Origin of the sequence: Candidatus Jettenia sp. AMX1 (genome assembly GCF_030263775.1) — a bacterium.
GTDB classification, from domain to species: domain Bacteria; phylum Planctomycetota; class Brocadiia; order Brocadiales; family Brocadiaceae; genus Jettenia; species Jettenia caeni.
The window spans coordinates 18,170-40,513 of sequence record NZ_SZPP01000045.1; the positions used below are offsets into that span (position 1 = coordinate 18,170).

Sequence of the window (22,344 nt, forward strand, 5' to 3'; positions counted from 1 at the left end):
CATTTACCTCCTTTCTAAATTATTTGTCATGATTTGATATGCCATCCATGCATCAAGCAAAGGAGGTACGATTGTATTTCTTCTGCGCATACCTGCTTGGGTTATAGCAAACTTTACATCAGCAGCAGTAGCGGCAGGAAATTCCGACCTCAAGAGTGCAATCGCACCTGTCACAAAAGGTGTTGCTACGCTTGTTCCTCCCAATGTAAGAGGTTTCTCCTCAGTTCCAAGGCTGGTAACATCAACACCGGGAGCACATAGACCCTTCCGGCCGATAGAGCTTCCCAGATTCGATTCACTAATCGGTCTTCCCTGAAGATCACTCGCAACTACTGGAATAACCCAGGGATGTCGAGTAATGGCGGAGCTTCCAAGGGTTCCCTGGTTACCTGAAGCTGCGACAACGATAACACCGCGTTTCACTGCATAATCTAACGCTTCCTCTAATTCACGTTCACCTCTGGATGACGGTTGTGCAAGCGCAACGCTTAAGTTCAAAACGTGGGAACCTGCCTCAATGCACTCGATAATAGCTCCAGCTAGTTCTTGAGGTGTAGTGCTTGGCATACGTTCACTAACGGAGGTTAATTCGGTAAAAATGGGACGCACCATTAAAGTGCAGTTAGGGCAGATCGCTGGAGCAACAGAACCTCTTTTCCCGCATAAAATACCCGCAACAAAGGTTCCATGCAGACAAGCATCGCTACCCTTTTGAGTACATTCACCTGGGATTTTCCCGGAAACAGTACGGATATTTTTGGTCTCAAGGTCGGGATGGCTCATAACAACCGGTCCATCTATTAATCCGATTTTAATTCCAGGTTTACCGCTGGTGAGCTTCATCAATGAAGTCAATTTGACCAAGTCTAAAGGATTTGCCATACATTCTTCTCCAACAGCCAGTACGATAACGTCGATAGTGAGTACTGATTTTAATAATGACAAGAACTTTTTTTCTTATCCATCTGTTTTTCAAACCTGATTAAACAAAAAACGCCTTTTCTGGCGAAATCCAGAAAAGGCGTTTTAGAAAATATCGAAACTAAAATAGGGTTATTTATTTGGCTTGGCTTGGCTTGGCTTGGCTTGGCTTGGCTGCAAGAAATATACCATCGGTTTACTCCCTACAATTTATTTGAAATATCAAAACTTTTTACTACAAATGCTGACGTAGAGGAAATGAATGAATTGTTACGCCGTATCTTTACAAGGAAATCTTCACAATTCATTTCTATCTTAGATGTTACGATGTTTCTACCAAAAACAAGATATATCTGTCAAGTCTTTTTGATATAGACTATTCAACACATGGTTGTCTTGTTCCGTTATTTAATTATGCTCACGCAGATGGGATTTATCTCCCAATTTTGTTTATAGGAGGCTATTTCTGTACCATTGGAAGGGATTTTCAATTTTATATCATAAATCTTATATCAATAAAAATTTACAACAATAAGCGAAAAAAATGGAATTATTGTATTCGGTATGAAAAGTGTCTCATGAGACATATATGTCCTGAGACACTTCTGTCTCGTAAGACACTTTTGGGACATGATTACAGGACATTGACAAGATTTTGCCGGTCATGAAGCGCTAAGCGCCTGGACCAAATCTTTAATTCATGGCAATGTCACAAGACATTATTAGAAGCTTGGAGTTATCCAAAAAGTATTTACCAGTGTAATACATAAGGGCGAATACAAGATTCGCCCTTACCTACGGTATGCGTAAATGTTGATTTTTAGGACTTTTTGGGCAACCCCACAATTGATTCGAAATTCTGTTTCGAGCAGGGGCAAGTTTCAAACTTGCCCCTACAGGAATTATACGTAGTATCTCTTTATTCGTGAAACAGAGTTTCCGTACAAGCGTTTTCCCAAACTATGTCCTCGTGAAAACGGGGAACGGGAAAGATATTGCGAACAAGATGGAGGAACACTTAGATTGACAACTACCCTTTAACAGGCTCAGAATGAATGGTAGATAGGCAACTCTTCATTTAGCTAAATAGCTGCGGGAAACACATTGTTTTAATACTTCCTTTTTGTTGAAAAAGGGTCTTTATTCGGTTATAGTTAGTGTCAATCTGTCATTATAGTTAACCTTTTAAATACTTTATTTAGGATTCTCTAATTTAAGATGAAATATCAAGAGATAATAACAATTGAACCCGGTAAACGCTGTGGTAAGCCTTGTATTCGTGGTATGCGCATTACAGTATATGATATATTGTCATATTTGGCTGCTGGCATGGCTCCAGAGGAAATCCTAAAAGATTTCCCCTATCTGACAAAGGAAGACATCCAGGCGTGTTTGAGCTATGCTGCAGACCGTGAACGCCAGCTTCTGATAACGTAATAATGAAACTCCTCTTTGATCAGAATTTGTCACCGAAATTAGTTGACAGACATCGCAGATGTATTCCCTGATTCAACACATGTTTCCTTAAAAGGACTTGATCGCGCTACAGATGATGAGGTCTGGAAATGGGCGCTTGAACGCGGATTTATTATTGTAACTAGAGACGCTGATTTCAACGAATTATAGTGCTCCATATATGAAACCGAACATACCGCGTATCTCAAAACACAGTGAAAACCTACGGATACATAACCCCGAAGGGGCGACATGGTTATAGATAAGAAAGTATCATGAAATCAAATCCTGAAGGGATGACACCGGAACGCAGGTTCCTCATGTCACCCCTTCGGGGTTGAAAACCTTTTTTCTGTTCTTGCTATCATCATGACATCCCTTCGGGATTGAAAAAGAAAGATACCTTATACCATAATCATGATATCTCTTCCTGTCCGGTTTCAGGCGTTGATCACTATAAGTACATTGCGAGGTTTCCCTCCCAAGATAATCTGGATCAGAGTAGGTAATTGTACTACTAGCCAAATCGAGAAATTGATACGAGCACATTATGAAACCATACAACAGATGCAAGAAAACCCAACAGCCGGAATTCTTTTATTGCGATAGGATCACTGTATGAGGTCACCTATGGCAAGAATCAAACAGAAGGATATGTTAAGTGAGTATACTAATATGCCCTTGATTTTTAATTTGAAGTAAGAGAATTGCTAATGCTTCATTTGGCTTATATTACCAGATGTAGTAAATCTAACCAGGAATTCTGGGAATGCAAATTTAAGATTTACAGGCTACTGAGTAGATAATACCTTTATTTCACAGGAGTTGTGTTTTGTTATTTAATTCGTAAAATATAATCCATTACTTCTTCAAAAATATTGTTTAATTCGGGCACACCAGATTGAACTATTTCGCCCGATGAGAGGTGTTTATGAGAATTGAAGTTTAACCGAGGTTTATGGTCAGCATTATCATACCTGAATATTCCTCAATACCCTTTACAAGTCTGGCGAAATATTCAGTGAGCAACATATTCTATTTCTTCAATTCGCCTGCCCACTCTATATATTCCTGGTCTCCATTTTTCAGGTTTTCGGCTGAAAACTCTTTCTGAAATACTTCTGATGTTACCTTATACTCAGTTTCAAACTTTTTAATATGCATGTTTGTTTTACTCAAGCCAATCTCGAGCCTTTTGATTTCAGCAGAAATGGCAGCCCGAATAACATCAATAATTCCATCCTCTGTGTCAGATTGAATTTGTAATTTTATCATTATAAAACCGCCTTACCATGTAAATCATGTACTACCTGGATGCATTTGTTTCTGAGTTTTGTATGAAATATCGATATTCTTTGCGCTATCTTCCAATAGCCTGCTTTTTCCAGGACTTTCACTGCCCGATAGTAAAATCTTTCAATATCTCTGTTAATCAGGCAATTTTACTGTCATATTCAATGCAAATATCCCCATATTCCTATATTATATCCCCTGTCGACATATCATAAACCCATTGAATATCCGTTAGGTTGTACTCAAAGAGTTCTTCTTTCTTAAAGAAGATACCGATTTCTTTTTCGGCAGAAGCAGGAGAGTCGGAGCCGTGGATCAGGTTGAAACGGTTACTGACAGCATAGTCGCCACGGATCGTGCCGGGTTCAGCCTTAGAGCCAAAGGTGGCTCCCATCATCTTTCGGACGATTTCTATGGCATTCTTGCCTTTAAGCGCCATAACCACTACTGGCGCTGAGGTTGTGTATCTAATCAATGGTTCAAAAAAGTCCTTACCCTCATGCGGGGCATAGTGTTTTCTCGCTAAGGATTCTGAAATCTGCGTCATTTTCATCCCAAGTATTTGAAATCCCTTTTCTTCAAATCGAGCAATGATCTTTCCTAATAAACGGCGTTGAACAGCATCTGGCTTTAATATAATTAAGGTCTTTTCCATAAGAGATTTATTCCTTTTGTTAAAAAATTTAATCACAGAGAACATAGAGAAAACAGGAGTAATTACATAAACATCTTTTAAATTGACCACGGATTAACACAGATAAACACTGATAAAATATTCTAATAGTGTTCTTTTCCCTTGAGCTTCTTCACATAAACTTCTCTTGCCTTGAGAAAAAAGTTTTGATAATCAGCGCTCTTGTAGTCTGGAAATGTCCAGGGAAAGGATTCATGTCTTCCACCACGATAGTTGAGGGTTACTTCGGCATATATTCCATCTCGTAGATAAATACGATGGGAAAAATCTTTCGTAGAGGCAAGGATGAGCCTACTTTCATTCATGTAGCCGGGATCAATATTGATGGGTCGCTGTACAGGATATTTCTTTGATGAAGCAATGGTTTCCTCCAGTGTATTGGTCTGTACTTTAATGGGCGCTATCTCGTCTGGCATTATCAGCTTTTCGAAACTGTAGAACTGCCTTTGGATACCTGTACCCATTTCTTCGTTATAATACTCAGTAAAGGTAAAGGGTAGGATATCACTTCGAAGGTCTATAGGACCGAAATATACTTCCAGTGTCTTATCTATTTGGAATAAAAGCTCAGGAATGCTTGTTAGTATACCGATAATTAAATTTGCAGGTTTTGGTAAAGAGATTTGTCCCATAGAAGTTTAGCCACGAATTAACACGAATGGACACGAATGAAAATCGGCTTAAATGAGGTCTTCAGCATCTTTATCTTTGTTTTGCTATCGAATATACGAGTGAAACTCTGTCTCATATCAACACATCTCTGAATTTTCTCTAAAAAAAGAAACTGACGATGTTAATAGTACAACTAAGGAATTTGTATTTCCTAACATGTTCAAATTAAAGCACTCTTTAAATATCTTTATCAGTGTTTATTCGTGTTAATCTGTGGTTAATTTATTTTTCATTTCATGTTAATTCGTGGCTAATTTTAAGGTTTTGATAATATTTCAAATAGAGATTTTAATCTTGATCTAACTTCTTCAGGTGGTGTCAGGAATGTTTCGCCGGTTTTCCTTAATTTTATCTCAAGCTCTTTTGTCTCTGTAAACTTCTTACCAATAATAATTTTTATAGGGATACCGATCAAATCTGCATCCTTAAACTTCACTCCTGGCCTTTGGTCCCGGTCATCCAACAACACTTCAAGACCTGCATTCTTGGTAAGATCATCATACAGTTGATTCGCCATCTGCATACTCGGTACATCATTAACATTAACAGGTATGATAATGACATGATACGGAGCCAATGACAATGGCCATATAATACCATTTTCGTCATGTGATATCTCGATAAGGGATGCAATGATGCGGTTAACTCCAATCCCGTAACACCCCATGATCATAGATTTTTCCTTACCATTCGGGTCAAGGAATTTGGCCTTAAGTGCATCACTATATTTCGTACCTAGCTTGAAGACGTGTCCAATTTCAATACCTTGCGAGATATCGATTTCATGGTAACATTTTGGACACCTATCTCCTTTGGCTACATACCGAATATCGGCAACCCGATCAATCGTAAAATCCCTTTCAGGATTCACATTTAACAAGTGATTGTCTGGCCTGTTAGCGCCCGTAACAAAGTTATTAAGAACGGACACTGCCTGATCAGCAATGATTTTTACCGGCAATCTTACAGGACCAGCAAAACCTACTGGTGCACCCGTGATATGTTCAATCGTGGTATGGTCTGCAAGTGCAAGAGTCTCTTGTCCCAGAACCTTAGCAAGCTTTGTCTCATTGGCCTCATGATCACCCCGCAAGAGAATGGCAATAGGCTGCCCGTTCGAAATGTAAATCATCGTTTTAACCATCCGGTTTGGCTTTACATTCAAAAAGTCACTCACCTCCTGAATTGTTCGCTTATTAGGAGTAGAAATTTCTTTCAATGCTTGAGGAATTGCATTGTTCTCCGAAGGAATGGGTGCGGCCTCAGCACGTTCGCGATTGGCACTGTAGCCACATTTTAAGCACCGGATCAGGATATCTTCACCCACGTTACTGGGAACCATAAATTCATGGGAGACATCACCACCCATAGCACCAGAGTCTGCTTCAACAATGATATACTCAAGACCACACCGGTCAAATATACGGCAATATGCATCGTACATGGATTTATAGCTCTTATTGAGTCCTTCATAATCCACATCAAAGCTATAGGCATCCTTCATAATAAACTCCTTACTCCGCAGGACACCAAACCTTGGCCTTGTTTCATCACGAAACTTGGTTTGAATTTGATACAGGGTAACAGGAAGCTGTCTATAGGAATTAATCTCATTCCTTACGATATCCGTAATAATTTCCTCATGAGTAGGACCTAATGCAGTTACCTTGCCGTGCCGGTCTTCAAAGGTAATTAAATCATCACCAAATATGTTTAAACGTCCGCTCTCCTGCAGAAGGTCAAGCGGTTGGAGCGCAGGAAGAAACACCTCAACAGCCTCTGCCCGGTTCATTTCCTCTCTCACCATATTGATAACTTTATTCAAAACCAGTATTCCAAGTGGCAAATAGGCATAAGCGCCTGCCGTGATTCTTCTGATAAGACCCGCCCGAATCATAAGTTTATGACTATCAATTTCAGCCTCTGAAGGGCTCTCCTTCAAGGTAGGAATTAGTGTTTGGGACCATTTCATGAATTATTTATTCCTTAAAAGAATTACTATGTATTCTCTTTATTATAAAGTTAACGTGCAAGCACTAGATTATAGTTTTTTATTTTTCTCTTTCAAGAATTAAAATGATTGATCCGGAAATAGCTCATCTGCCTTAGGAATTTCTTGCTTTCTGCGCCTATTTGATGGTATTATTTTACCCTTAGAATAAATCATTTGAATTTCCTAAACATACATATGGAAAAACTCTCCGTCACCATCATAACACTTAACGAGGAAAGAAATATCCGTGATGCCTTAGAAAGCCTTACATGGGCTGACGAGATAATCATTGTAGATTCTGGGAGCAGTGACAAAACAATCAGCATTTGTAAGGAGTACACGGAAAAGATATTTTATAACCCGTGGCCAGGCATAAATACCCAAAAGACCTTTGCTAAAAAGCTTGCTACGTATGACTGGATTCTCAATATCGATGCTGATGAGAAGGTTTCTCCAGAACTGGCAGCAGAGATTCAAAGCATCTTAGGGCAAGGAGGTCATTATGATGGTTACTTTATACCTCGTAAGGTCTATTATTTAGGCCGATGGATAGAGCACAGCGGTTGGTATCCTGATTACAAACTCAGGTTCTTTAGGACGGAAAAAGGAAAATGGAACGGGGTTGACCCCCACGATGAAGTTATGGTTGATGGGAAGATTGGCTATCTGAAGGGCAATATATATCACTTTACCTATGAAAATATTGAAGACCATGTGAAGACCATGAATAACCTTACCAGTGTGGCGGCTAAAGAATACAAAAAAAGAGGTAAAAGAGATGGCCTCCTGAGCCTCATGGTAAGGCCTCCGTTAACATTTCTTAAAAAATATATCCTGAAACAAGGCTTTAGGGATGGGCTTCCAGGTTTTATCATAGCTATATCTTCGGCTTATTATGTATTTTTAAAATACGCAAAACTCTGGGAGTTAATCAATATAATCGACTATCAGGGCGCAAAGAAAGGTACAGAGAAAAGATAAATAACGATAAAAGACTTTGCTTTTAAATTAGTTTGGTCTTAAAAGGCAAAACCCAACGACTTTTCTTTTTTACCCACCCCTAAATCCCCTCCCAAGAGGGGACTTTTTATTCCCCTCTTGGGAGGGGTTAGGGGTGGGTTCGTTCCCCTGGAGAGACGCAAAATCCCGTGTCTCTACAATTGGATTAGGGGTGTGTTAACAGCATAATGGAAAACTCTGAAATTTCTAAATATTAAATTAGGCCTTCAGCTATTTTGTTTTTTATGAAACCGTAGGGCAAGGCTTTAGCCTTGCTTCCCGCATGAACGTGCGCGGGAAAGAGCAACCCTAAAGGGTTGCCCTACAGAATTGAAATTCTTTTACATAAATTGAAAATCCTCCACATAAATACTGAAAAGACCTGGCGCGGTGGAGAACAACAAGTTCTTTACCTGGTTAAGGGATTGAGAGACCGGGGATATGAATCAGGCGTCATATGCCAGCCTAATAGTCCTCTGGCGGAAAGAGCAAAGGTAGAGAAACTATGGGTTGATGAAGTAAGGATGAGAGGCGGTGTCGACCCTTGTGCCATCTTCTCTGTCGCTAAATTATTGAGAAGAGGCTATGATATTTTACACCTCCATACATCCAATGCCCATACCCTGGGACTTCTGGCGTCCATGCTAACGAAAGGCCATAAAACAGTAGTCTCAAGGAGGGTCAGTTTTCCTATCAAACATTCTTTGAGAAGGCTTAAATACATGGGTGTTGATAAGGTAATTGCCGTATCTGAAGATATAAGAGAGAGTCTCATACATTACGGCATCCCTCCTCAATTAGTAGTAACAATACACAGCGCCATAGACCTTAATCGTTACAAGAAAAGAAATTGTGAGCCATCAGAACCCGTAGTAGGAATTATTGCCCATCTTGCCGAACATAAAGGACATAGATACTTTTTGGAAGCGGCAAAAGAAGTCTCAGCCATTATTCCTACTGCACGTTTTTTGGTGATCGGTGATGGAGAGAAAAGAGAAGAGTTAGAGCGATATGCAAAGAATTTGGATATTGCTGAGAGGGTATCATTTCTTGGTTTTCAAAAGGATATTCCTCAGGCAGTTTCCCTGTGCACAATTACTGTCTTATCTTCCATCAGTGGTGAAGGCTCGCCAGGTGTGCTTAAGGAATCAATGGCTACAGGCGTGCCGGTTATTACAACGGATGTTGGAGGAAGTGTGGAGATTGTGGAAGATGGTATTACCGGTCTCGTAGTTCCTCCTATGAACTCAAAAGCTCTGGCATTGGCCATGATAAAGCTCTTAACCGATGATAAATTAAGGAAGAACCTGGCGCGTAAAGGTCTCAGGAAAGTAAATGAATTCTCCGTAGATAGAATGGTTGAAAAGACCGAAGCCGTGTATAAAAGCCTTTTAACATAACCATGAAAATATTTCTTACATGGAGCAAATAATGATACATAATTGGCGTAGACGAGGAGTAAGAAAAACTTTATCTCACCGCCTACCATACATCAATCCATTTTGCGCCGGAGTGTAACTATGGGTTTTGTTAAATTTTACCAGGGTGGATATAAGCTTTCTATTGACGAACGGTTTCAAGGTATTACAAAATGGCTTCTGGAAAATATTTGTAAAAAAGAGTCACATCCTTTTCATACATCCCGCCATTCCATAGTCTGGAAGACTTATTATCCTGCACTTGGTGAATTGTTTATAAAAACCTTCCAGTCTGCGGGCTTTTTATTTAAGATAAAAGACCTTTTTAGAGGATCCAGGGCCTATCGGGCATGGAAAGCAGGGGAAATGTTAGAGAGTAAAGGCTTCCGTGCTCCTGAGGTAGTAGCTATTGGAGAAAAAAGGAGTTTTGGGTTATTACAGGAATCTTTTTTGGTTACACTTCCAGTCAAAGGGTCTTCCCTCATGGAGGTGTTTCCATCACTTACCAGCCTTAAGGCAAAACGTGAAATGGTATATCAGTTAGGAAGGGAAATAGGAAAGTTACATAAGTTTAGCATTATCCATGGAGATCTCCTCCCGGTAAATATATTTATTGTAATGGCTGAAGGAAGATGTCTTGTCTATCTCCTCGATAACGAAAGAACAAAACAGGTCTCTATCATTACAGCAAAACATCGGATTAAAAATCTGGTGCAACTCAATAGAATGGTAGTCCCCGGGATAACTGCTTCTGACAGGATAAGATTTTTCGATGCTTATTTGGAAGAAAATCAGTCCCTTAAACCTGATAGAAATCGGATGCTGAAAAGAATAGGAGAAATTACGGTCAAAAGGGTTATGAAGCATAGAAAAATACCCTTAGAGAAGAGGAATGGGATAACTTTCAGAGCGCTTATGGCCTGAAAGTAAAGTAATATGAAGAATTTAACATCAAGGACCTTATAATAAAATATGCGAGTTGCGGTAATAGGATATGGCGCTGAAAATACGGCAAGCACGGTTTTCCGATACCGCGCTTGTCAGAAGATGTGGGCTGAAGATGGCCATCTGCTCGATATTTATTATATCAAAAAAGTTACTAAAGATTTCTGGTCACGAATAAAATCTTACGATGCTATCATAAATCAAAAAGCGCTTTTAAGGCCGTCATTTGGACGAAAACTATTCGCCATCGGTATACCCGTGTTCTTCGATTTTGATGACGCTCTATGGACTCGGCCGAAAAAACCTTATTCGTGGTTTACCCAACTCAAAGTAAATGGTAGAATCAGATATTGGTTTAAGCACGTTGATGGAATAATCACAGCCAATCGAGTTCTGGCGGATTTTGCCAATACATTTACCGACCGTGTTTATGTTGTGCCGATGGCCCTCGATTTAAGTATTTGGAAGCCAGTCCCAAAATTACCGAAAAAGGAGATTATTATAGGTTGGGCAGGCTCTCCCGGAAATCTCTGGCATCTGGAAAAACTTCAAAGCGTTCTTGAAGAAGTCCTTACAATATATCAACAGACACGCCTAGCTGTTTTTTCAGGAAAAAAGCCTGATTTCACTATCCCGTTCGACTACTATAAATACGAACCCGGTAAGGAGGCAGGATTTATTCAATCACTCGACATTGGATTGCTCCCCCTTGAATACGAACCATATTCCATGGGCAAATCACCACTTAAGGCCTTACAGTATCTCAGTTGTGGAGTTCCTGTTGTAGGTAACATTAAAGGAGCTGCGAGCGAATTCTTAACCAACAAGAACAGTATTTCGGTAAACTCAATAACTGAATGGAAAGCGGCTTTGGGCCGATTGATTGAAAATCAGGCAGAAATTGACCAGTTAGGAAATGCAGGTGTTGAATATATCCGGAAGTATCATAATTTATACGATATATCGAAAGAGCTTCAAAATATTATTGGTAAAAAATTAAGCAGCGTTTAAATTTATTGAATGGAGCGGGTAAGGATTGAAAATTGCCCTGGTCTATCCGAAATATACCACACATGGAGGCACTGAACGATTTGTCTTTACCTTTGCCAGGCAACTTCTCGATATGGGACATGAGGTGCATCTTATCGTAGGAAAAATTGATAAGCCAATTGACGGAAGGATTATTGTACACAAGGTCCCTATCATCAAACCTGGCAGGTTTTTAAAGGTACTAAGTTTCCTGTTGTTCTCTCAACAAGTCCTTAAGAAGCACCGGTTTGATATTATTCAGGGTTTCGGAAGAACGATAAAACAGGATGTTTTTCGGGCAGGCGGCGGCTGCCACAAAGAATACAGGAAAAACGTTTTGCGGAAAATCAAGAACCCGATATTACGATACTTCAAATTGTATCTACCGTATCAGTTGCTCCTTCTCTCTATCGAAAAGAAGCAGTTTTCAAAAAGAAATTTCAAGAAGATAGTAGCCGTTTCAAACCAGGTTAAAAAAGAGCTTATCGCAAACTATAGAATATCAGAAAACGATATTGAGGTTATTTATAATGGCGTTGATATAGACACGTTTCATCCATGCAACAGGAAAAAATACTTCTCTGAAGTGAGAAAAAGGTTTCATATAAAATTGCATGAGAAGGTAATCCTTTTTCTTGGAACGGGGTTTGAGAGAAAAGGTTTATCCTCTCTTATACAGGCGTTTGCAATAATACAGAATGATTACCCGGATACAAAGCTTATTGTCGTTGGCAAAGATAATACGACTCAAAAGTATGTGCATTTTTCTGAAAAACTAAATCTGTCTGGCAGTGTTATTTTTACAGGTCCGCAATCGGATGTAAAAACATTGTATGCAGCAGCGGATATCTTTGTACTTCCGACCCTCTATGAGCCGTTCGGAAATGTGTGCCTTGAAGCAATGGCGAGCGGTCTTCCTGTAATAACAAGCAGGGCAAACGGAGTTTCTGAAATAATGGAAGGGATGGATTATTTGTTACTGAACAATCCAGGCGATATTGAAGACATGGCGGGGAAAATACGATTCCTTTTAGCAAATAACACCGAAAGAGAGAAATTTTCTCTTGCTGCCAGAAGAATAGCTGAATACTACACCATTTCCAGAAATGCTCAGCAATTTATACATTTATACCAGATTATTTTGAGATGTGATGTTTGAGTTCATTAAGATAGAAGGCCATAAAGGTATAATAGAGGAAGGTTTTAAAGAAGTAGCTGAAAGTATTATCTCAACAGTTAGCAGAAAACCGCCTGAAATTAAGGTTATCAAAGAAACACCCAAAACAACAATCGTTGATTTTACCATGAGTAACCTTCCTATTATTGCTAAGGTACACAAGTATCCATTTTTATCCGGCATGCGAAGAATATCAAAATCAAAAAAGGCCTTTCAGGCATTTCAACATCTTAAGGTCCTGGGTGCAAATAGCCCCAGGCCACTTGCCATATTAGATAAAAGGAGATATGGACTTTTACGTGAAAGTTGGTATGTAACGGAGAAGGTATCCAATACTGAAAAACTTGATTGGTATTTTACAAAATGGTTTTTGGGTAGCAACGCACCTCATGGAAAATGGAAAAGAAGATTAATACAGGATTTAGCTCAATTAATAGCCCTGCTTCACACAAAAGGAATATATCATAATGATCTGAAGGCAAGCAATATCCTCGTTCAAGGCAAAGAATCAGACTGCGAGCTATTCCTGATCGATCTGGAAGGTGTTAAATTCAACATCTGTGTTAGCAAGAGGCGCAGGTTAAAGAATCTTGCACAAATCATAGTGTCAATGGACAATCTCTTTACCAAACCTGATACCTATCGTTTTCTTATTACCTATTGCAATGAGTGCAAGGAAAGAGATGTGCATACCTATATAAAAAGGGTTGAAGGTCTTGTTCAAAAAAAGAAGGAGAGAAAAAAAAAGAATAATGTACCGTAAGATTACTACGACTACGATAGGAAAATTTGGGGATGTTTTATTCAGGAGCAGCCTTATTTTCTTTGTAATTTCTCTACCTTTATCGATAGCGGTAAATGAAGGAGCATTTTGGCTAGCTTTGACAGGCTACACTATCAACAGGTTCAGTAATAAAAAACCGTTATTTTGTATCACCGGGATTGAAAGACCTATGGGCATCTTTATGCTAGCCTTAGTTCTTACTTCTTTATTTTCGATAAACCCTCTCTACAGTTTATCCTCAATTGGTAATCTAAGATATTTTCTCCTTTATCTTATGCTTGCAAGCTACCGGTTAGAAAGAGACTTCATAGAAAGGTTAGTCGGCCTCATTATTCTTATGGCAACAGCCTGGTCTGTTTACGAAATCTTCAAGTACTTTCAAACGCAGTCTTCCCGATTGGATATCTATACAGCTCATATAAATACTCTCATTATTCCACTCATAATCGGTCTTTTGATTATGGATCAAATCGAAAAAAGGAGACAAGCTTTTCTCTTGTTCTCTCTCTGTGTTCTTCTTATAGCAAGCTTTTTGAGTTTCTCAAGAATAGCATGGCTAGGTACCTTTAGCAGTGTAATATTGGTACTATTTTACCGAAACTGGAAACTATCATCATGGTTTGTATCAATGATAATACTGGCAGCTTTTGTTACTATACTATATCATCCGGATTCTACAACTGGCAAGCTCATAAGCAGTATCATCAACCCTTTTCAACAAGGAGGAATACGGCTGGGTAGTAATCTGGAGCGGTTACAGATGATAAAAGATACCATATCAATTTTGAAAAAAGATTTACTTACCGGTATTGGTCCAGATGCATATAAATTTGTCTCCACAGATAAACACATGAGAATATCTATGGATTATGTTCAGATATTGGCTACATCAGGTTTGGTTGGCTTCTCAGCATATGCATGGCTCATATTTACCTTTATTCAAAGATGCTTTCTCATCGAAAAGGAAAATCGTAAGAGAGAGGCGTTTAGTTTTTACCATATCCTCTCTATCTGCTTTTTTGCAGCATTTCTAGGCTTTCTGATATGCGGGAGTTTTGAGCCGATGTTTTTTTCCAGCAAGAGACTCAGGTTTATCATGTTACTGTTAGGCATGAATGAATGCCTGTTTAAGTTTTATAAGCATGAGAGCAACAGGGAAATAAACAGGCAATTTACTACCGTCTCTCATGGTTAAAGGCTTTCCTTCGATACCATTTTCCTGTTATACCAAATACTATATTGGGATCTCTTTAAAAAAGACGTTTTTTTACTAACCGAGGAAGAGACCCTATCCACGCCTGAGGCCCTAAATTATGTATCAACAGCTTATTGTTAGAGAAAAAATCACTGAACCATTGTGCCTTTTTCGACTCACGGCTTCCACCAAAAGAAACCTCATGATGAATGATAATAGCATCTCCTAAATATTGCCCAAATTTACCTTCCCGGGCCAGCCGTAAACCAAAATCTGCTCCAAATCCCCACGCATTTCCTCTAAACGCTTTATTAAATCCGCTAAATTTTAAAAACAACTCGCGCCTTATGCCCATGTTGCCCTCTCGTGGAGAATTTATTTTGCAGGTTCCTGGCTGATCGAAATTTGCAAAAATTAATCCAATCCAATTGATCCAACCAACTATACGTCCCTGTAATTTCTTATCACATCCTACAAATAATCCGAAAAACCACTCAGTCATAATACGGAACCAGTCTGAAAATGCAGATATCCCTTTTGTTGATCTTATCTCACGGCCAGAAGTATAGACTAAATCAGTATCTCTCGTAAAAGCTGCTACATGGGCCTCAAGCCAGCCAAAACAGGGAACTGCATCATCGTCCAGGCTTAATATAATATCAGCTTGAGAACTCAAAATACAATGATTCAACGTCCCGGTAGTACTTGGGACTGGCAATACTTCAACCCGCACACAGGGGTCGCTTTCTAATTGATCCTGAAAATCCTGATCTGGCTTTTCACCTTGTAACCCCAAACAAATGTTAAGATCCGGATATAACATCCTTACCTGTTTCAAAGTATTTCTCAGGATGCTTAATCTATTATAGCTTGGAATAACCAGTTCCACTGTTAAACTTTGTTCAACCACCTGCAATCCCCTTACTGGCAATGTGCTTCTCAATCGTTGCTGAATTTAAGAAGATAGTATCATATTAATGTTATCTTCCAATAGTTTAAATCTTTTCGTCCAATCCTGTTTTTCAGCAAAGTTAATATAAGATGCCTTATCCGGCTTGGTAAATAAGACGTCTTTAATCTTTTGCACAAATTCTTCTTTGGTACGATATAATATTGCAGGACTGTTAATTTCTTTAAGCTCTTCCCATTCGGTGGCAACCACTGGCAGACCACAAGCCATATACTCATAAAGCTTCAGTGGATTAATGTTGTTGACGAGTTCAGGATATCTTGCAATGTTAAAGGGAATAATACCCACATCGGCATTGTAAAGATACGAGGGAATTTCGGTGTAGCTTCGTTTTCCAAACAGGTATAAATTTGACCGGGGTATAAGTTGTTTCCGTGCTAATTTATCAGGGCCAATGATAATAAAAGACGCCTCTGGTAAACTTTTTGTCGCATAGTTAATGACATCATAGTCAAACCAGTAATCTATTGAACCAACATATATTACAATGGGTCTTTGGATTTTTTTATATTCATCAGGAATGTGTTTGTTCCCATTGGCAAAGTGAAAAAAATTGACTCCGTTCGGTAAATTTACAATGCGCTTTGGACCCATATCATCAACATAACATTTGAGATTTTTTGCAGTATAGAGTACTAAATCTACAGATTTGGCCAATAATCGTTCCAGTTTCTGCACCTCCCTATTGTATACCAGGAAACTGGAATATTTATCAGCAACACGATAAACAGACATCTTGTGTTTAATGACGTCAAGCCAAAATGCCTGTCTTGGCTCACTAAAGTAAAGGACATCAACTTCTGTAAAGCCGTTTTGAGAAACAACCTTTACCACATTGGGCAGAGTCAATCTCTGCCAATAATTATAAATCCACCTGCTCCGCAAAAATGGTTTGTTTTGAGGAGCAAACAATGTCCCAGGCACATAACTCCATATATGGCCGTCCATATCCTTTATACCACCAGACCGGTAAGTATTAAATCTGTCACGAAGATCGGAAGTAACTCCTGCAAAAAAGTGAAAAGGTGAAATAGGATTGGAAATGTATGCTACATCCCACCGGGCCTGAGCAAATTTACGAGCAAGATGATGGTCTCCTAACTGAATTGGCGAGTTCCAGTAAGTACTGCATATCATCAAAATCTTTCTCTGTTTCACTTTGTCTCCATGATCTCTGCCAACCACCGAATACTGTTTTGAGTACTTTGTAATTTTACCAACTGACAATTTTGTATTATCCCATATCCAGGAGAATGAAATGACTCGTGCACTGACCACTCACCTGTTTCTGCAGACAACCTTACTTTCAACTTGCCACAGTGTAAATCAAGTCTGCTGTCTCTCTGTGTCGTATGAATTTTTACCCCAGACGCAATGTGGAATACGACAGTTTTTTTCTCACTCAGATTGCACTCATCAAAACCATGAATATACCGTTCATGAATATCAAGCAAACGCCTGTGAACAGTGCCAAAACCACGGTGTTCACCAAGAAATTTATGCGTATTTATCTCAACAACTTTTGCCTTCGCCTGATCAAGCATTCCAAATAAACCCGATCTACCTTCGTGCCAGGTGTTTTGCTCTTTTCCTGATACCGATAGAGTATTGTGCATTGTTGTAGATCGGAACAAATTACGTTTTTCTGGCATCGGGGTGTACAGATAAGTACCTGGATCGACAATAATGGGAACCCCATGTATTGCAAGTTCGATGGAAAGCTGATCATTATGGGCGTGGCCACCATTTCCATTCTGGCCGATATGCCCGCACCGTACTGCAAGATATAAAAATTTGGATTTGTAGATATAGAGACCAAAACCGGGATACGTGTAAAGCTCTAATCCATTATCCGACGTATCATGTTCCTTATAATTATTCTTCTTTTTAGAACGGTAAGAAAAAAATTTCCCGTTATTGCACAATGACTTTACGATAGAGTATTCGAGCTGTTTCTCTGTGGCAAAATCAGCAAAATCGTGTCGCTGAAAGATCCCGTTTATAGCAGCGGCCAAATGCCGGTGGTCAGCATGGTCTTCGTACCAATAGACTGTATCATCCGGGAGCACATTGTACGTATCCAGGTTATTATAACACATCTTCGCTCCTGCAACAGTCATGCTTTGATAGACTGGCTGGAGCTTTAAAAAACGACCACTATCATTATCGCCAATTTGAGGGACATGACCATCGGGCATTGTGATGTGCATGGCAAATTCGGCCATTTTCTCAAGCTTTTCAAGATATCTTACCGGAAAAGGGGTCTTTTCTTCACTCCCCTCTAAAGAATACAGTGTCGTTGGGGCAGGTCTTAATTCAGGAATACTATGGTGGAGCCGGTAATCGTAGTCTTTTAAAGCCCTTAGTTTTTCAGACGGCAGCGCCATTATCAAGGCTGTTCCATAAACTACCATCTCAGCAGCAAGCCGGTGGTAGCTGGTTGATGCCTCAAAATTTACCCCATCAGATGTGAATTGATATTCCACCTCCTCTACCAACTCCTGCACGGCAAAGGCCAACCAAACATCTGTCTCGGGCGTACGTGGCAGATAAGCTGCTACAAACAAGAGTCCAACGATATCTGCAAGATAATGATTCCCGTGTAATTGGGAATACCATTCTAAATTATTTACAATATGCAGGCCATGCTCATAGATACTTTTTAAAAATAGTGAGTCAAATTCTCTGTCAAATTCGGCGCCATGTGCCTTGAATAAATCATATGCTACCAGCCAGTTTGATACCCGTATTCCGACATCCATGGCACATCGCCAGTTTACCCCAAAGCGTGGAGGATTGGTTGCAATAAAGTCCAATACTTGATTACAAAACTCACGGTGATAAACATCATATTGACGAAAACCTTCCCTGCCATTTTTACTCAGGGAATAAGCCCAAACCAGAAGTGCCAAATGCTGCATCCGGGCAAGCTCCCAGGGCACTTTAATATCCACGCCTGGCTCATGGCCATACGGGATATCTTGAAACCAGGTATCTCCTGACCAAAGATAGCCAGATTTGAAATCTAAATGCCAGTTAATAGGACTGTAATCTCCGTCTATGAAACGCCAAATACGCTTCGATTCTGTTACATTTGCCCTATTTATTCGACCTTCAAGCCAGCGGCCGTCTTTGTCAGGTGTTACCTCCCGGCCTGCATAATACACATGCCCTTCAACCCCCCTGCATCTCATTCCATGCCTAACCTGTACCCATCCTGAACCAAGCAGGTCAAACCTGTGGGCAAGGTAGTGTTCGGTTACAGCAATAATCCAGTCTTTGTGAGGTAATAATAACTCCACCGGAACGCATTTAAAGAAACTGTCCAATTTATCATGAGAAGACAATGCCTTCGTAAAGGTCGGGAGTTTCATATCATGTTGCCGCCGACGGACAAACTCCACTTTACGGAAAATCTTGTCTGACATCTTCTTTATTATTATGTGTGGAGGCAGAGATACAGCGCGTCTCAGATAATGCTTAATGTCCACAGCGTTCCTTCAATTTTTCAATAATTTTTCGTGTATGTTCTTTCCAGGTATATTTCGCGATTACTTCTTGCCTGGCAGCATTTCCCAACCTTTGCCGGAGTTCGTTATCATCAATCATCGACTTTAAACCATACATCAGGGATTCTGGATCTCCTGGTTTTACCATCCAGGCAGTTTGCCCATGTTTAAGAACTTCACCAATTTGATCCAGGTCAGATGCAACAATTCCTTTTCCCATGGCCATATACTCAAACAACTTTGTAGGAGAACCAAAGAAAGGCGTGCCGTCAGGATTCGGCACATGCGGGGAGACAAGAATATCACAAACAGCCAGATAACCTGGCCCTTCCTCCTGGGGAACCAGACCCGTAAACACACAAGCATCGGTGATGTTATATTTCTGCAAGTTCTTCTTAACCTGTGGCATGGTTTCTCCACCCCCGATCATGAAGAGCTGTACCTGATCCGTATACTCCGGAAATTCATGCAGAAGCCTCCCGAATGCCTCTGCCAGGACCTCTGCGCCATGCCATCTGCCAAAGGTACCAATGAAACCGACGGTTGTTTTCCTGTTAAGATTATATTGTTTGAGTATCTTCGAACCATCTGCATTGGGAAAATATTTATTGGGATCGACGCCATTGGGGTTAACCAAAATTTTATCCGCCCCGATTCCTCTTGCTACCAGTTCATCTTTCATCGGCTGACTTACCACCACCACGACATCAGCCGCTCTGAGATTAAGGATCTCGATGCGTTCAGATAAAAATTCATATTTTAAAGGTTTGCCCCAATTTCGATTTATCCATATTTCTGAGCCATTATATTCGAGCACAAAGGGAACACGATAATACGTTGACAGCTTGACTCCTGAATAGTTATTTATGCTATATCTCTGATAGATGAAGGATAATTTTTTATTATTCAAGAGCTTACGCGCATTTTGGCCGAAGACCTCATTAAACTGAAAGCTTGGCAGTTCTTTAAAATTCCAATAGGAGTTGTCCGGCAAAATTACATGAGTTTCTATCCCGGTCCTGACGGTGGGAATTGTATCGGTTGTCAAAAATACAGGCTTGTCAGCAAATTCGTCTACGTTATTTAAAACACCTGCAATATGCCCTACCGATCCTCCTGAACGCACGCCGAACCACAGATCAGTGCGCAAATAAACAGGCGTTGCCAATACATCAATCCTGTGTGAAGACTGAGGTTTTCCTGTAGACTGTTTTATTAAGTCTTCGACTTCGCAATGAACTTTCTGGATTAATTTAGGCTTCCGTCTATAATCCTTTATTAACTGCCAGAAAAGTTGAGATAAAAAACGAATCGTAATTGCACAGAGGAATCCTTGTTCATCCCTGAAATGACAGGTATTTCTGCTTAACAATTTAAGAAGTACTGCTGTTTGAAAAGGTTTGGGAATAATCGCCAGATGATATGTTAAAATTTCTGCTTCCTGATAACCAAAGAGATGTTTAACAATTTTGCCTTGTTTAATCCAACTTTTCAATTTATCAAATGTAATGATTGTAGTATTGTCAGATACTTCAGGTTTTTGAATTGCGTCTTTAAGAATTGTAATCTTTTGCATAAATTCCGTGACAAATTTTAGTTTTCACTGTGGGAAAAAGAGCCTTCAGTATCTGCCAGGCATTCGACAAAAAAACCAGACGCCAGCCTGGGAAACCATTTTACCAGTGCACAATTTAACTGCATAATTGGCCGTATGCCAGTAAATAAAAAATTACTAAAGGGTCCGGCGAAAAGTACAGAGCCCGAAATAGCAACTACTTTAAAATGATGTTTCCGGAGCAACTCCTGGATAGATTTAAAAGTAAAACGTTGTACGTGAGATGAGGCAGAAAGGGTGGAAGAATATGGCGATTCGAAGTCAGCGCCAACTATTATATGTTTAATTTTATTGGCCACACGGGTCACTTGTGTCCACTCCAAAAGTTTGCCAATTCCAACCTTAAACCAAAGAAAACTCTCTAATTCAAACCAACCGTATCCGTTAGGAACCGTGACAAGTAATTTGCCCCTGGGTATAAGTTTATTGTAAATTTTAGTAAGAGTAATACCCAAATCCTTATCTGGCATATGCTCAAATACTTCGGAAGCAATAATAATATCTGGATTAATGTCCAGCTTCTCTATGTTTGAAACTTTTAGTATCTCGGGACTGGTTCCTTCCTGGCTAAAAACCCTTTGTCCAAATTCAATACTCGATTTATCCGTATCAATACCAATGATAGAATAATCTAACTTCGCCAGAGGAAGAGTGATCATACACCCGGTTCCGCAGCCCAACTCGATGATTGTATCATTTTTTTTGATGTTTGAAAGAATCCATAACAGACGTTTGGTATGCCCATAAATATTTTCTTTAGGTATAATATTTGTAAGTTTTGCATCTTTCACTTAACTGCCTCAATAATTACATACCAGCCAAACTTTTTTGCTAATCTTTCGAGTATCTTCCTGGGTATATATTTACCCAGGGAAGCAATATCGTCAGCAATTAAATGATTTATTGATGATTGAATCTTGCGAAAACCAGCAATGGAGAACATAGCAGCAAATTTTTTCCTTGTATAAAGATGGACTACTATATTCGGGTTGTCATTTGGATACTCAATTCTGCTCAGTCGTCCCTTTAAGCTTTCCCGCCGAAACCCTCCTTTAAAAACCCAGTCTATCAGAAATACAGACCACCAGAAAAAGATTGAATTTTTATGATAAACCGTTACCCAGCATTTGCCGCCTGGTCTTAATACCCGATGTATTTCAGAAATTATTCGCTGTATATCTGGTGAATGATGAATAACTCCAAACGAATATACAACGTCGAACAAATTATCATCATAGGGTAAATTTTCAGCATCACTAACAAGAAGTTCTGATTTGAGACCATATATCTCAAACCTTTTCCTGATAATTTCAAGATTTCGTGGAGTTAAGTCAACTCCGTGCATAATACCACCTTGTTTTGCTAAGGAAAGGTGGTCGGTTCCCATACCGAAACCAATCTCCAACACTTTTTTACCTTTCAGATCGAATCTTTTTATATTCTCAAGTATCCATGGATGAGTACAGTAACGATGTCTTTCGACTTCCTCAAAAAATTCATTAGACATCAATTCCTTAGCAGAATAGTTGGAACCACATGGAGCAGACATCCAATGTTTCTGTGCCTGTTTTTTGTATTCTTCTGGATCATTAAAAGTTCTCGTATCCATTATTCTCTCCACAAGATTTTTGCTCATGGCAATAAAATCAAATAGCCTCTACTACAACCATATTTC

The 22,344-nt window shown here is 39.6% G+C and carries 22 protein-coding genes; 10 read left to right on the forward strand and 12 right to left on the reverse strand.

The window, feature by feature from the left end; genetic code table 11:
- Window positions 1–3: 3 nt before the first annotated feature.
- On the reverse strand, window positions 4–945 hold the full coding sequence (locus tag FBQ94_RS13595; protein ID WP_285442195.1) for a S8 family peptidase: 942 nt from the start codon (window positions 943–945) through the stop codon (window positions 4–6).
- 1,194 nt (window positions 946–2,139) lie between these two features.
- Between FBQ94_RS13595 and FBQ94_RS13600 the strand changes: the two genes are divergently transcribed.
- From FBQ94_RS13600 to FBQ94_RS17530, 3 genes are all read left to right on the forward strand, one after another.
- Window positions 2,140–2,358: a DUF433 domain-containing protein gene (locus FBQ94_RS13600; protein ID WP_007222676.1), complete on the forward strand. Its 219-nt coding sequence runs from the start codon at window positions 2,140–2,142 to the stop codon at window positions 2,356–2,358.
- Window positions 2,359–2,400: 42 nt separating this feature from the next.
- Window positions 2,401–2,547, forward strand: a complete 147-nt coding sequence (locus FBQ94_RS13605; protein WP_285442196.1) for a DUF5615 family PIN-like protein — start codon at window positions 2,401–2,403, stop codon at window positions 2,545–2,547.
- A gap of 246 nt (window positions 2,548–2,793) precedes the next feature.
- On the forward strand, window positions 2,794–2,985 hold the full coding sequence (locus FBQ94_RS17530) for a DUF5615 family PIN-like protein (RefSeq protein ID WP_352246820.1): 192 nt from the start codon (window positions 2,794–2,796) through the stop codon (window positions 2,983–2,985).
- A 226-nt stretch (window positions 2,986–3,211) separates the two neighbouring features.
- On the opposite strand, the gene FBQ94_RS17535 is transcribed toward FBQ94_RS17530, so the two are convergent.
- The 5 genes from FBQ94_RS17535 to FBQ94_RS13625 form a co-directional block, all read right to left on the reverse strand.
- Window positions 3,212–3,361 (reverse strand): toxin-antitoxin system TumE family protein, encoded by a 150-nt coding sequence (locus tag FBQ94_RS17535; protein WP_352246827.1) that lies wholly within the window; start codon window positions 3,359–3,361, stop codon window positions 3,212–3,214.
- A 50-nt stretch (window positions 3,362–3,411) separates the two neighbouring features.
- Complete coding sequence (locus FBQ94_RS13610; protein WP_285442197.1) at window positions 3,412–3,651, reverse strand: hypothetical protein; 240 nt, start codon at window positions 3,649–3,651, stop codon at window positions 3,412–3,414.
- 202 nt (window positions 3,652–3,853) lie between these two features.
- Complete coding sequence (gene ndk, locus FBQ94_RS13615; protein ID WP_007222679.1) at window positions 3,854–4,324, reverse strand: nucleoside-diphosphate kinase; 471 nt, start codon at window positions 4,322–4,324, stop codon at window positions 3,854–3,856.
- 122 nt (window positions 4,325–4,446) lie between these two features.
- Window positions 4,447–4,995, reverse strand: a complete 549-nt coding sequence (locus FBQ94_RS13620) for a DUF4416 family protein (RefSeq protein ID WP_007222680.1) — start codon at window positions 4,993–4,995, stop codon at window positions 4,447–4,449.
- A gap of 296 nt (window positions 4,996–5,291) precedes the next feature.
- On the reverse strand, window positions 5,292–7,007 hold the full coding sequence (locus tag FBQ94_RS13625) for a proline--tRNA ligase (protein WP_007222681.1): 1,716 nt from the start codon (window positions 7,005–7,007) through the stop codon (window positions 5,292–5,294).
- A 216-nt stretch (window positions 7,008–7,223) separates the two neighbouring features.
- Here FBQ94_RS13625 and FBQ94_RS13630 point away from each other — a divergent pair, with 216 nt between their 5' ends.
- The 7 genes from FBQ94_RS13630 to FBQ94_RS13660 all read left to right on the forward strand — a co-directional run bounded on the left by FBQ94_RS13630 (window position 7,224) and on the right by FBQ94_RS13660 (window position 14,575).
- Window positions 7,224–8,009 (forward strand): glycosyltransferase family 2 protein, encoded by a 786-nt coding sequence (locus FBQ94_RS13630; protein ID WP_007222682.1) that lies wholly within the window; start codon window positions 7,224–7,226, stop codon window positions 8,007–8,009.
- Window positions 8,010–8,344: 335 nt separating this feature from the next.
- A complete protein-coding gene (locus FBQ94_RS13635) occupies window positions 8,345–9,427 on the forward strand; it encodes a glycosyltransferase (RefSeq protein ID WP_007222683.1) in 1,083 nt (360 codons plus the stop codon).
- Between the two features lie 120 nt (window positions 9,428–9,547).
- Entirely contained in the window at window positions 9,548–10,369 is an 822-nt protein-coding gene (locus FBQ94_RS13640; RefSeq protein ID WP_007222684.1) for a lipopolysaccharide kinase InaA family protein, read from the forward strand.
- A gap of 48 nt (window positions 10,370–10,417) precedes the next feature.
- Window positions 10,418–11,401 carry a glycosyltransferase family protein gene (locus FBQ94_RS13645; RefSeq protein WP_007222685.1) on the forward strand — a complete coding sequence of 328 codons (984 nt, stop codon included), beginning with the start codon at window positions 10,418–10,420 and terminating at the stop codon, window positions 11,399–11,401.
- A 25-nt stretch (window positions 11,402–11,426) separates the two neighbouring features.
- Complete coding sequence (locus FBQ94_RS13650; RefSeq protein ID WP_007222686.1) at window positions 11,427–12,578, forward strand: glycosyltransferase family 4 protein; 1,152 nt, start codon at window positions 11,427–11,429, stop codon at window positions 12,576–12,578.
- Window positions 12,571–13,359: a lipopolysaccharide kinase InaA family protein gene (locus tag FBQ94_RS13655; protein ID WP_007222687.1), complete on the forward strand. Its 789-nt coding sequence runs from the start codon at window positions 12,571–12,573 to the stop codon at window positions 13,357–13,359. The genes FBQ94_RS13650 and FBQ94_RS13655 overlap by 8 nt, the downstream gene beginning before the upstream one ends.
- Window positions 13,349–14,575: an O-antigen ligase family protein gene (locus FBQ94_RS13660; protein ID WP_007222688.1), complete on the forward strand. Its 1,227-nt coding sequence runs from the start codon at window positions 13,349–13,351 to the stop codon at window positions 14,573–14,575. The genes FBQ94_RS13655 and FBQ94_RS13660 overlap by 11 nt, the downstream gene beginning before the upstream one ends.
- Before the next feature lie 55 nt (window positions 14,576–14,630).
- On the opposite strand, the gene FBQ94_RS13665 is transcribed toward FBQ94_RS13660, so the two are convergent.
- From FBQ94_RS13665 to FBQ94_RS13690, 6 genes are read right to left on the reverse strand one after another with little or no spacing between them, the layout of a single operon-like run.
- Window positions 14,631–15,485: a glycosyltransferase family 2 protein gene (locus FBQ94_RS13665; protein WP_007222689.1), complete on the reverse strand. Its 855-nt coding sequence runs from the start codon at window positions 15,483–15,485 to the stop codon at window positions 14,631–14,633.
- 45 nt (window positions 15,486–15,530) lie between these two features.
- Window positions 15,531–16,703 carry a glycosyltransferase gene (locus FBQ94_RS13670; RefSeq protein WP_051006221.1) on the reverse strand — a complete coding sequence of 391 codons (1,173 nt, stop codon included), beginning with the start codon at window positions 16,701–16,703 and terminating at the stop codon, window positions 15,531–15,533.
- Window positions 16,700–19,036, reverse strand: a complete 2,337-nt coding sequence (locus tag FBQ94_RS13675) for an alginate lyase family protein (protein WP_007222691.1) — start codon at window positions 19,034–19,036, stop codon at window positions 16,700–16,702. The genes FBQ94_RS13670 and FBQ94_RS13675 overlap by 4 nt, the downstream gene beginning before the upstream one ends.
- Window positions 19,026–20,630 (reverse strand): glycosyltransferase family 4 protein, encoded by a 1,605-nt coding sequence (locus FBQ94_RS13680; protein ID WP_007222692.1) that lies wholly within the window; start codon window positions 20,628–20,630, stop codon window positions 19,026–19,028. The genes FBQ94_RS13675 and FBQ94_RS13680 overlap by 11 nt, the downstream gene beginning before the upstream one ends.
- 17 nt (window positions 20,631–20,647) lie before the next feature.
- Window positions 20,648–21,460 (reverse strand): class I SAM-dependent methyltransferase, encoded by an 813-nt coding sequence (locus tag FBQ94_RS13685; RefSeq protein WP_007222693.1) that lies wholly within the window; start codon window positions 21,458–21,460, stop codon window positions 20,648–20,650.
- Window positions 21,457–22,278 (reverse strand): class I SAM-dependent methyltransferase, encoded by an 822-nt coding sequence (locus tag FBQ94_RS13690; RefSeq protein WP_007222694.1) that lies wholly within the window; start codon window positions 22,276–22,278, stop codon window positions 21,457–21,459. The genes FBQ94_RS13685 and FBQ94_RS13690 overlap by 4 nt, the downstream gene beginning before the upstream one ends.
- Window positions 22,279–22,344 lie beyond the last annotated feature (66 nt).